The 10,768-nt window shown below is 57.0% G+C and carries 10 protein-coding genes; 2 read left to right on the top strand and 8 right to left on the bottom strand.

Annotated elements, in window-relative coordinates; genetic code table 11:
- Positions 1 to 323: 323 nt before the first annotated feature.
- Entirely contained in the window at positions 324 to 1,715 is a 1,392-nt protein-coding gene (locus tag AC2FJV_RS15730; protein WP_496694529.1) for an aminotransferase family protein, read from the bottom strand.
- A 243-nt stretch (positions 1,716 to 1,958) separates the two neighbouring features.
- On the opposite strand from AC2FJV_RS15730, the gene AC2FJV_RS15725 reads away from it, so the two are divergent.
- Positions 1,959 to 3,587 carry an acyl-CoA synthetase gene (locus tag AC2FJV_RS15725; RefSeq protein ID WP_496714048.1) on the top strand — a complete coding sequence of 543 codons (1,629 nt, stop codon included), beginning with the start codon at positions 1,959 to 1,961 and terminating at the stop codon, positions 3,585 to 3,587.
- Here AC2FJV_RS15725 and AC2FJV_RS15720 read toward each other — a convergent pair.
- From AC2FJV_RS15720 to hmgA, 7 genes are all read right to left on the bottom strand, one after another.
- Positions 3,584 to 3,919: a DOPA 4,5-dioxygenase family protein gene (locus AC2FJV_RS15720; RefSeq protein WP_142639094.1), complete on the bottom strand. Its 336-nt coding sequence runs from the start codon at positions 3,917 to 3,919 to the stop codon at positions 3,584 to 3,586. The genes AC2FJV_RS15725 and AC2FJV_RS15720 overlap by 4 nt on opposite strands.
- Before the next feature lie 88 nt (positions 3,920 to 4,007).
- On the bottom strand, positions 4,008 to 4,646 hold the full coding sequence (gene maiA / locus AC2FJV_RS15715) for a maleylacetoacetate isomerase (RefSeq protein ID WP_271951495.1): 639 nt from the start codon (positions 4,644 to 4,646) through the stop codon (positions 4,008 to 4,010).
- Between the two features lie 19 nt (positions 4,647 to 4,665).
- Positions 4,666 to 4,863 carry a DUF2783 domain-containing protein gene (locus AC2FJV_RS15710; protein WP_271951493.1) on the bottom strand — a complete coding sequence of 66 codons (198 nt, stop codon included), beginning with the start codon at positions 4,861 to 4,863 and terminating at the stop codon, positions 4,666 to 4,668.
- 5 nt (positions 4,864 to 4,868) lie between these two features.
- Entirely contained in the window at positions 4,869 to 6,479 is a 1,611-nt protein-coding gene (locus AC2FJV_RS15705; protein ID WP_496714047.1) for an FAD-dependent oxidoreductase, read from the bottom strand.
- A gap of 127 nt (positions 6,480 to 6,606) precedes the next feature.
- Positions 6,607 to 7,557, bottom strand: a complete 951-nt coding sequence (locus AC2FJV_RS15700) for an MBL fold metallo-hydrolase (RefSeq protein ID WP_271951490.1) — start codon at positions 7,555 to 7,557, stop codon at positions 6,607 to 6,609.
- A 10-nt stretch (positions 7,558 to 7,567) separates the two neighbouring features.
- On the bottom strand, positions 7,568 to 8,824 hold the full coding sequence (gene fahA / locus AC2FJV_RS15695; protein ID WP_496714046.1) for a fumarylacetoacetase: 1,257 nt from the start codon (positions 8,822 to 8,824) through the stop codon (positions 7,568 to 7,570).
- A 65-nt stretch (positions 8,825 to 8,889) separates the two neighbouring features.
- Positions 8,890 to 10,245 (bottom strand): homogentisate 1,2-dioxygenase, encoded by a 1,356-nt coding sequence (gene hmgA / locus AC2FJV_RS15690; RefSeq protein ID WP_496714045.1) that lies wholly within the window; start codon positions 10,243 to 10,245, stop codon positions 8,890 to 8,892.
- A gap of 58 nt (positions 10,246 to 10,303) precedes the next feature.
- On the opposite strand from hmgA, the gene AC2FJV_RS15685 reads away from it, so the two are divergent.
- Positions 10,304 to 10,756, top strand: a complete 453-nt coding sequence (locus AC2FJV_RS15685) for a MarR family winged helix-turn-helix transcriptional regulator (protein ID WP_142639108.1) — start codon at positions 10,304 to 10,306, stop codon at positions 10,754 to 10,756.
- Positions 10,757 to 10,768: the final 12 nt, after the last annotated feature.

Below are 10,768 nucleotides of genomic sequence, written 5' to 3'. Positions count from 1 at the left end.
GCATCCGTAAGCCAGAAGAGATCAGACATGTTCACCGCTCGTTTTTGAACCGTGAATCACGCCGCAAAACGGAAATCAATGGGTCCTGACCCTAGACAATATGCAATGGAAACAAGAGGCGGATCAGGGGCTAATTCGGGGGTCAGTTGCACCGCTTACGCTCAAAGAATACATCAACGGATTCTACAACCCGGGCCACCGACATTCAGCACTGAGCGGGAGCATCCGGTCGCATATTGAGGGTTTGGGCATCCGTATTGAGAAAAAACCGACGCAAGCAGCGCCGGTTTTCATAGTCTCATCCTAAGAGACTGCTAACGGTGTCAGCCGAATACACGCCCCAGTGCGCCATCGACAGCATCGGTGATTTGGTCGATGTCATCCGCGGTGGCAATCAGCGCTGGTGAGAAGCACAGAGTGTTGTTCCGACCGGGGACCGAGCGGTTGGTGACGCCGATGATCACGCCTTGCGCCATGCAGTCGGCCACAACGGCCTGGGCAAGCTTCTCATCAACTGGCTCACGGGACGCGCGGTCTGCGACCAGCTCAGCCCCCAGGAACAAGCCTTTGCCGCGTACATCGCCGATGACCTTGTGCTTTTCCATCAGCGCCTGAAGGTTGCCCGTCATCCGGTCGCCCATGGCCGAGCAGTTGCCCAACAGGTTTTCATCCTCGATAATCCGCATGTTCTCGATCGCGGCCGCTGGACCGGCGGTGCAGCCACCAAATGTCGAGATATCGCGGAAATAGCCCATCGGGTCCGAGGCGTCTTCTTTGAACATGTCAAAGACTTCCTCAGTAGTTACCATGCAGGCGATGGCGGCATAGCCCGAGGCGACACCCTTGGCCATGGTCACAAAATCCGGCTTCACACCATATTGCTGATACCCGAACCAGGTGCCGGTGCGGCCCACGCCGCAGACGACCTCGTCGATATGCAGCAGGATATCGTATTTCTTGCAGATTTCCTGTACGCGCTGCCAATACCCTTCGGGCGCTTCGATCACGCCGCCACCGGCGGTCACGGGCTCAAGGCACAAGGCGCCAACCGTATCGGGGCCTTCGCGCAGGATCACCTCTTCGATCTGATCCGCGGCCCATTCGCCGAAATTCTCTTCGGGCGCGCCGTCCAGCTCGTGCTTGCGGTATTCCATGCAATGCGGCACGCGGATGAAACCGGGGGCGAAAGGCCCGTACTGCGCGTTGCGCTCGTCCTGACCACCTGCCGACATCGCTGCCAGGGTCGAGCCGTGATAGTCGCGGTCACGGTACAAAATCTTGGTCTTCTTGCCGCCGTATTTCTTGTGGGCGATTTGGCGAACCATCTTGAACGCCTTCTCATTCGCCTCGCTGCCCGAGTTGGTGTAATACACGCGGCTCATGCCAGGCATTTTCTCGATCAGCTTTTCGGCGAACAAAGCACCTGGGATCGAGCCTGCCGAGTTGGCGAAATAGCACAGCTTCATCAGCTGGTCGTAAACCGCCTTACAGATCGATTCGCGGCCATAGCCGACATTCACAGTCCATACGCCGCCCGATACAGCGTCCAGATGCTCTTTGCCTTTTTGATCCCAGACACGCATGCCCTTACCTTCGACAATGATGCGCGGGTCGTTGGTTTCAAAGGGTTTATGCTGGATCAAGTGGTGCCAAATATGGGCGCGGTCGGCTTCGACGACGCGGGAAAGATCGTTTTCGTTGAACGTGCCGTCCATGACATGTCCTTTCAAAATTAGCGTGTGCACATCTTGCAGAGGCGGTGTTGCCTCGGCTTGTATATTCGATGGCTCAGATCAGCGTGAATGGCCAGTACAAGATAGGGCCAGATCGGGTAGGTTGGTATCGCCAGTCGGGCACAGCACAGTTATTTGGCCGCCTCAGCCCGTATTTCTACGGGTTTGTCATGGGACTATGTTTGTGTTCAATTCGCGCAACTTGCGATTTGGGAGGATCCGCAGATGACAGGGGCCAACATATATGAACGCCACTTGGATCAATGCCAGGCGAATTATACGCCGCTGTCACCGCTAAGCTTTATCGAACGGACGGCGCAGGTCTACCCTGATTACCCGTCAGTTGTTTATGGCGTCCGCCGGTATTCCTGGGCCGAAACCTATACCCGTTGTCGTCGACTGGCGAGCGCTCTGGATAGGCGTGGAATAGGGCGAGGAGATACAGTTTCGATCATCGCAGCAAACATCCCCGAACTGTACGAGGCCCATTTTGGCATTCCCATGGCCGGCGCCGTGCTGAACGCGATTAACACCCGGCTGGACGCGCCGATCATTGCCTTCATCCTGAACCATGCGGAATCCAAGGTGCTGCTGGTCGATCCGGAATTTTCTGCGGTTGTGCAAGACGCACTTGAACAGGTTGATCACGATATTCTCGTCATCGATATCGAGGATCCCAGCTTTGATGGTGGCGAGAAACAGGGCAGTCTGACTTACGATGCGCTCTTGGCCGAGGGCGATCCCGAGTTCGCATGGTCCCTGCCAGCGGATGAATGGAATGCGATCACGCTGAATTATACCTCGGGCACCACAGGCAATCCAAAAGGGGTTGTGTATCATCACCGCGGTGCGGCCCTGAATGCCCAATCTGATCTGCTGGACTGGGGCATGCCCCGGCATTCTGTCTATCTGTGGACCTTGCCGATGTTCCACTGCAACGGCTGGTGTTTCCCTTGGGCTATGGCGGCAAATGCAGGGGTCTCGGTTTGCCTGCGGGCGGTTCGGGATGAGCCGATTTATGCCGCCTTTCGGGATGAGAAGGTCACGCATTTCTGTGGTGCGCCGATTGTTCTGAACATGTTGGCCAACGCGCCCGATCACCTTAAGGATTTCGATCACGAGATCAAAGTGATGACCGCGGGCGCTCCACCTCCGGCGGCTGTAGTTAAGAAGATGGAGGATATGGGGATCGAAGTTACCCATGTCTATGGCCTGACCGAGACTTATGGTCCGTCCGTGGTCTGCGCTTGGAAGGATGAATGGAACAGTAAAGAAGGCGAAGAACGCGCCGCTTTGAAGGTACGTCAGGGTGTGCGGTATTCGGCCCTGTCCGGCCTTATGGTGGCCGACCCGGATACGTTGGAACCCGTGCCTGCGGATGGCGAGACGCTGGGTGAGATTTTCATGCAGGGCAATGTTGTCATGAAAGGGTATCTCAAAAACTCCGATGCCACGGACAAGGCGTTCCGGGGCGGCTGGTTCGCCTCGGGCGATCTTGGGGTGATGCATGCGGATGGATATGTCGCACTCAAGGACCGGTCCAAAGATATCATCATTTCGGGAGGTGAGAATATCTCATCGGTTGAGGTTGAGGATATCTTGTACAAGCACCCCGCCGTGATGGAGGCCGCCGTGGTCGCCCGCCCCGATGACAAATGGGGCGAAACACCATGCGCCTTTGTTGAACTCAAACCAGATGGGCAATCGACAGAGGCAGAGATCATCGGGTTCTGCCGGGACAACATGGCCCATTTCAAGGTGCCTAAGACGGTGGTCTTCGGTCCTTTGCCAAAGACCTCGACCGGCAAGATTCAGAAGTTCAAGCTGAGAGATCAGGCGAAGGCGTTGGGTTAAAGCTGGTCGAAGATCGACAGATCCAGATCCAGCATCTCACCCATCCAAATGGCGCGGTCGCGGTGGTCTGCCAGATGCTCGCCGGTTTCGGGATGGGTGAATATCGTCAACCCTTGCCGATTCAGCGTCAGCCAGGGAATGACCTGATCAAATGCGTCGGCTGCAAAGCCCAACTGGCAGCTCCACCTTGGATGTGGGCCTACATTGCGGGCGTGCATCCGCCCCATTGCAACTGGGAACAGGCGCACTGCTTCTTCACAGAGCTGCCGGGCGGTATCCTGCGTTTCTGCATCGAAATAGACATGGGCGTGATAGCCGATGATTTCGGGCATTGGGGCCTCCTGCATTTTGTTTTGAAGAACGTAAGGCAGGGGTCAGGCAATTCCCATTCGCATCGGCACACAGACCCTGTGCAGAGGATCAGGTGGGGGCGTGTTGATCGGGATACGCTGCGGCAAAGGCTGGGTGTTTGGCGCAGGCGGCCTCTACGCCCAGGATACGGGGCAGGTCGGTCAGATCGACCTGATAGCGGCGGGCATTGTACATCTGTGGGACCAGGCACAGATCAGCCAGCCCTGGCTGCGGCCCAGTGCAATAGGGGGTCTGTTGGAAACCGCCCAACTGGGCTTCGAACGCAAGCAGACCCGGTCGTATGAAATGGTTCATCCATTTGCCAGGCATACCTTCCGCATTCCCACTGAGCGCGGTTGCATGGCGTGCGACTGACAAATTGCAGACTGGGTGAAGATCAATTGCGATGGTTTGTGCCAGCGCCAGTGCTTGTGCGCGAATACCGGGTTCCGCAGGAAGCAACCCCAGACCCCGCGTCATGTCCAGATAGTCGATGATTGCCAAAGATTGCGTCAGCCGCAGCCCGTCAATCTCAAGCACAGGAACCAGCCCCTGAGGGTTGCGCCTCAGATGCGCATCAGATTTGTGATCTCCGGCGACAAGATCGACAGACACCGCACGATAGGTGATGCCAGCCAAGTTTAACGCGATCCGCACCCGGTAGCTGGCCGACGAGCGCCAATAATCATACAGAACTACGCCACTCATCGCTGGCCTCCTGTTTACGTCAATTCTCGTTCAGCTTGGCGGCTTTCAGGGCTTCAGACAACACCTCGGCATTTCCGATATGGTTGGCTAGCACCAGTACCAGCCGCGCATTCAGCGCGTCGCTGTCGGATTTATCCAGCCCGTCATGGGCAGCGATCAGTTCAAAATAGAAATCATCTGCATTGTCCAGATTAGGTGTGAGGATCAGTTGGGTCATCTCGCTTACTCCTTACCGGTGGCCCTGCGGATCGCCTGCCGGAATGCGTTTTCTTCGTACGTATCACGGCGGGCGGCCACGTGTTGATCGGGACGGATCAGATAAACCGCGCTGGTGGCATCCCCCAGATAGCGGCGCTTGAGCGCCAGGGTCGGATCGTCCTTAACCGACAACGCCAAGCGGGTTGCCTGAACCCCGTCATCCTCAAGAGTGTCTGGTGCGTCGGCGTCAATCGTCAAAAGGGTAAACTTGCCCGCGAGTTTCGGCAGCAGGAACGCGGCGCCGAGGGGGGCATCCGGGCACGCTGCGCCGGGACGGGTGATATCTGGCCCGTTCAGCGCATCTGCGGAATTCAACGACGAGCCCGCATAGGTACAAGGTGTGCTCAGACGGCCGGAATTCACCAGAGGGCGCGCGAATTCGTAGTGCTCGCCCAGGTCCAGAACGGCGTCGCGCAACAAGCGGGACATCTGGGATTTCGGCGTGATGAAGTCGGTCGAGCGACTGGAATAGGCAATATTCTCATCAGCGGCCTGCACCCGTTCATGGCTGTAGCTATCCAGCAAATAATCGGGCGCTTTTCCGTCGATAACCAGCTTCAGCTTCCAACTCAGGTTGTCCGAATCCTGTACACCCGAATTGGCCCCACGCGCACCAAACGGGCTAACCTGATGGGCGCTGTCGCCGGCAAACAAGACCCGGCCATACCGGAATCGCTCCATCCGGCGACACTGGAAGGTATAGATCGAGACCCATTCCAAATCGAATTCGACATCTTCGCCCAGCATCTCCTTGAGGCGCGGGATCACATTCTCGGGCCGTTTTTCCCGTTCCTTGTCGATATCCCAACCCAGTTGCAGGTCAATGCGCCAGACATTGTCGGGCTGTTTGTGCAGCAGGGCGGATTGCCCCCTGTTGAACGGTGGATCAAACCAGAACCAGCGTTCGGAAGGAAAGTCAGCCTCCATCACGACATCAGCTATCAGGAAGTTATCTTCGAACACGCGCCCGTCGAAATCCAACCCGAGCATCCTGCGGGCCGGAGAGTGCGCGCCGTCACAGGCGATCAACCAGTCGGCTTCGATGTTGTAGGGGCCTTCGGGGGTCTCTACCTCAAGCGTGACATGGTCCTCATGGGTGCCGATCGCCTCGACCCTATTGCGGCCGCGAATATCGATTGGCGCGCCTTCAGCTTGGAGTGCGCGCAAGCGGTCCACAAGGATCTGTTCTAGGTGATATTGCTGCAGATTGATAAATGCCGGATTGGCATAGCCTTGTTCTGGCTGCAAATTGAATTCATAGATCTGTCTTGTGTCGAAAAAGACCTTGCCGGTATCCCAAAGAACACCTTTCCGGACCAAGGGCTCTGCGCATCCAAGCCTGTCGGCTATGTCCAGCGTGCGCTGTGAAAAACAGATGGCCCGGCTGCCAAAGCTGACCTTGTCATTTTCGTCCAGAACGACAACCTCAACGCCCTGTTGTGCCAGATCAATAGCTGTGGCCAAGCCGATTGGCCCGGCGCCGATGACGATCACCTTGTGGCGTATTGGGGCTACGGCGTCCTGATCGGGATTTCGCGCGTAGGCGTAAAGCGGTATTTCGAAGATCTTGTTCATGGGGCTCTCCCATTGCGCTGCGCTGAGGGTCCTTTCCACCAGCCGTTCAGGCTCAGTGGTCCCGATCCCAGGGTCTCACCAATCCGTCCTGCGAAAAACGATCTGGATCAAATGCGACCGTATGTCCTTAACTCTGCAAGGCTTCCCACATCTCCAGATCTCGTTGGGCGGTCCAGATGCGCGGGGTGTCGATCCCGCGCGCCTCGTCATAGGCACGGGCGACGTTGAAGGGCAGGCAGTGTTCATAGATCGCGTAATCGGCGAATTTCGGGTCGCATTCGGCGCGCACCGCGTTCCATGCTTCCTTCAGGCTTCCTCCGCGCGCCGCAACCTTGGCTGCCGGACGATAGGTGCTGTCGACAAAATCGCGGGTGTTTTCGATGGCTGCATTGACCATGTCCTTGCCGACCAGGGCATCGCCACGGCCTGGCGCAATGGCGTCGACATCAAACCACTTGATCTCATCCAGTGTATCGCCCCAGTCGCCGAAATGCCCATCGCCGCAGTAGCAGGCCGAGTGATACTCGACGATGTCACCGGTAAACATCACATTCTGATCGGGTACATGGATCACGATATCGCCTGCTGTATGTGCGCGGCCCAGATGCATCAGGTCAATCCGACGTTTGCCCAGATACACCGTCATGGTGTCGCTGAACGTGGTCGTGGGCCAAGTCAGACCGGGAATGCTTTCGTGCCCTTCGAACAGGCGCGGGAAACGCTGGAACTCACTGTCCCAATCTTCCTGTCCCCGTTCCACCACCATCGCGCGGGCCATGTCTGACATCAGGATCTGCTGCGCCCCAAAGGCGCTGGCACCGAGAACACGGACGGCGTGATAATGGGTCAGCGCCACATGCGTGATCGGCTTGTCCGTGACCGAGCGCACGCATTCGATTACCTTGTTGGCCAAACGGGGCGTCGCCTGTGCCTCGACAATCATGACACTGTCATCACCGATGATGACGCCCGAATTCGGATCCCCTTCGGCGGTAAAGGCATAAAGCCCGTCTCCTACCTCGGTGAACGAGATTTTCTTTTCCGACATGTCCCCCTGGGACGCAAATGCCTTGGCCATTTGTGGTTCCTTATCGCGAGTATGGGTTTTCGAGAGCGGGCAGCACGGTTCCGGCACATTCGCCAAATCCGATCGTGTACCCTTTCCCCTTGGCCGCTCCTGTCAGGGTCAGCGTGTCGCCATCCTCGATAAAGCTGCGGCTTTCGCCGGTTTCCAGTGTCAGCGGCTCTTTCCCGCCCCAGCTGAGCTCCAGCATCGAACCGCGCTCGGGCTTTGTCGGGCCAGAGATGGTGCCGGACCCCAGCAGATCACCGGTGTTCATCGGGCAGCCCGACGTCGTGTGATGGGCCAACTGCTGTGCGGCGGAATAGTACATCTGACTATAGTTTGTTCGCGCGATTGTGGTTGCGACCTTGCCGTCCGGAGCCATTGTGATCGACAGATCAATGTCATACAGCATCGGGCCGGTCTCTTTAAGGTGATCCAGCAACTCAAAATCCCGCTCGGGCGTGTCACAGCGGAAAGGCTCCAGCGCCGCCTTGGTCACGATCCATGGGCTGATCGACGTGGCGGTGGCCTTGGCCTGAAACGGCCCAAGCGGCTGATACTCCCACGCCTGAATATCGCGGGCGGACCAGTCATTCAGAAGGACATAGCCAAAGATATTGTCGTCTGCCTCTTGTACGGAAATTGGTCCGTCAGAGGGCGTGCCCACGATGGCGCCCATCTCAAGCTCGATGTCGAAACGACGGCTGGGAAGGAAGGCCGGAAGGTCCTGATCGGGGGATTTCAACTGACCCCAAGGGCGGCGGATATCTGTTCCCGACACCACGACCGAAGACGCCCGGCCATTATACCCGATGGGAATATGCAGCCAGTTAGGGGGCAATGCATTCTCTGGTCCACGGAACATGGTGCCGACATTTTGGGCGTGGTGCCGACCGGCGTAAAAATCGGTATATTCGCTGACGGCAAAAGGCATGTGCAGCTCGGCATCTGCCTGCGCCACAAGCAAAGGCGCGACGTCCTCTTGTGCCGCGCTGCCTTCGGCCAGCAGATCCATCAGACGGTTGCGCAGGGCGGCCCAAACGGCGGGGCCTTGCTCCATCAGCGGGTTCCAGAAAGGCAGGTCGAACAGCGGTTCGTCGTCCAGAACGACCAGTCCCTCGGCCTCGGCAGCTGTGACATCAAGGATCATTTCGCCGATTGCAACACCACAATGCGGGTCTTCGCCGCCTGTCGAAAACACGCCATAAGGCAGGTTGTTCAAAGGAAAAGGGTGATCGGCAGAATTGGCCGAGCTCACCCAGGATTTCTTCAATGGCATTTTGTCTCCAAACCTTTGTCAGGGGCCAAGATTTTTCGTCGAAAAATCTGCGACCTCAATCGGAATTATTTCTTGCCCGGTGTACCGTCGAACTTTTTCTCAAGCGACGTCCAGCAGTCAATGTAATCATCCTGCAGCGGGGCCTCGGTCGCTGCAAATGATGTCAGATGCTGCGGGAACCGGGTTTCGATCATGAAGGACATCGTATTATCCAACTTATCCGGTCCAAGGTTCGAATTCGACGCGTTGTCAAAGGCATCCTGGTCAGGTCCGTGCGGCAACATCATGTTGTGCAGACTCATGCCGCCGGGAACAAAGCCCTGTGGTTTGGCGTCATACTGGCCATAGATATTCCCCATCAACTCAGACATGATGTTCTTGTGATACCAAGGGGGGCGGAACGTATCTTCGGCCACCATCCAGCGTTCGCGGAACAGGACAAAGTCGATATTGGCCGTGCCCGGTTGTCCAGACGGCGCGGTGAGTACGGTGAAGATCGACGGGTCAGGGTGGTCAAACAGGATCGCACCCACCGGGCAATATGTGCGCAGGTCGTATTTGTACGGGGCATAATTGCCGTGCCAGGCGACTACATCCAGCGGGCTTTGCCCAATCTTTGTGGTGTGGAACTGCCCGCACCATTTGACAGTGACGCTCGATGGTACCTCACGGTCTTCATAGGCCGCGATAGGTGCCTTGAAATCTCGTGGGTTAGCCATACAGTTGGCGCCGATCGGGCCGCGTCCGGGCAGTTCGAATTTTTGCCCGTAATTCTCGCAGACAAAGCCGCGGGCAGGGCCCTCAAGAACCTCAACCCGATAAACCAACCCGCGCGGCAGAATGGCGATTTCCTTGGGCTCAAGGTCGATGATCCCCAACTCGGTCGCAAAGCGCAGGCGGCCTTCTTGAGGCACCACCAGCAATTCGGAATCGGCCGAGAAGAAATAGTCATCCACCATCGATTCGGTGACCAGATAGATATGGCTGGCCATCCCGACCTGCGTATTCACATCCCCTGCTGTGGTCATCGTGCGCATGCCTGTCAGCCATGTCAGCCCATCTCGGGTATGAGCGACGGGGTCCCAGCGATACTGGCCCAGGCTGGTCACATCTGGGTCAACACAAGGTGCCGATTTCCAATAGGGCAGGTCGATCTTATTGTAGCGATGCGAATGCTTCACCGAAGGGCGGATACGATAGCACCAGGTGCGCTCGGGTGGGTTGGCGGTAAAGGCAGTGCCGCTCAGTTGTTCGCCGTATAGCCCATAGTTGCAGCGTTGCGGGCTGTTCATGCCCTGCGGCAGCGCACCGGGTAGGGCCTCGGTTTCGAAATCATTGCCAAAGCCGGGCATATAGCCCGGATGGGTGCCAGCGGGCGTACTGGCCTGGATCATTTTATGCGGGTCTGTCGGATGGTTCATCCTTGGCTCCTGCTGTTTTCTGCTTGTGAGATAATAGTTGATTTTGTAACTAACAAGCATGACAAAGACAGAAAGTACCGAAAGAGACGGGTTTGATCTGCTGGATTTCCTGCCCTATCTGCTGAACCGGGCAGCCGAAGAAAGCGCACTGGAATTTCAGCGTGTATACAAAGACCGCTATGGGATGCTGCGCACGGAATGGAGAGTGTTGTTTCATCTGGGCAATTACGGAGAATTGAGCGCGAAAGAAATCGGTCAACGCGCCCGGATTCACAAAACCAAGATAAGCCGCGCGGTCAGCAGGCTTGAGCAGCGCCGATTTCTTGTCAGAACCGTCAGCCAGACGGATCGCCGCGTTGAACATCTTGCATTGACCACGGCCGGACGGTCGGTTTATCGCGAATTGCGTGGTATTGCGCAGCAATATGATGCTCAGCTTGCCGCAATGTTCACAGAAAACGAGGCTACCTTGTTGCGCAAAATGTTGCGAAAGCTGGCTGATATGAATTGACCTCTGGTAATT

The organism is Ruegeria sp. CDSA241, from assembly GCF_059611265.1.
The sequence above is the reverse complement of the archived record's forward strand: the minus strand, read 5'-3'. Positions and strand labels throughout refer to the sequence as shown.

Excerpts from the sequence above, each read along its gene's own strand:
- AC2FJV_RS15730 (WP_496694529.1), bottom strand. The coding sequence starts at position 1,715 with ATGGACGGCACGTTCAACGAAAACGATCTTTCCCGCGTCGTCGAAGCC.
- AC2FJV_RS15725 (WP_496714048.1), top strand. The coding sequence starts at position 1,959 with ATGACAGGGGCCAACATATATGAACGCCACTTGGATCAATGCCAGGCG.
- AC2FJV_RS15720 (WP_142639094.1), bottom strand. The coding sequence starts at position 3,919 with ATGCCCGAAATCATCGGCTATCACGCCCATGTCTATTTCGATGCAGAA.
- maiA (WP_271951495.1), bottom strand. The coding sequence starts at position 4,646 with ATGAGTGGCGTAGTTCTGTATGATTATTGGCGCTCGTCGGCCAGCTAC.
- AC2FJV_RS15710 (WP_271951493.1), bottom strand. The coding sequence starts at position 4,863 with ATGACCCAACTGATCCTCACACCTAATCTGGACAATGCAGATGATTTC.
- AC2FJV_RS15705 (WP_496714047.1), bottom strand. The coding sequence starts at position 6,479 with ATGAACAAGATCTTCGAAATACCGCTTTACGCCTACGCGCGAAATCCC.
- AC2FJV_RS15700 (WP_271951490.1), bottom strand. The coding sequence starts at position 7,557 with ATGGCCAAGGCATTTGCGTCCCAGGGGGACATGTCGGAAAAGAAAATC.
- fahA (WP_496714046.1), bottom strand. The coding sequence starts at position 8,824 with ATGCCATTGAAGAAATCCTGGGTGAGCTCGGCCAATTCTGCCGATCAC.
- hmgA (WP_496714045.1), bottom strand. The coding sequence starts at position 10,245 with ATGAACCATCCGACAGACCCGCATAAAATGATCCAGGCCAGTACGCCC.
- AC2FJV_RS15685 (WP_142639108.1), top strand. The coding sequence starts at position 10,304 with ATGACAAAGACAGAAAGTACCGAAAGAGACGGGTTTGATCTGCTGGAT.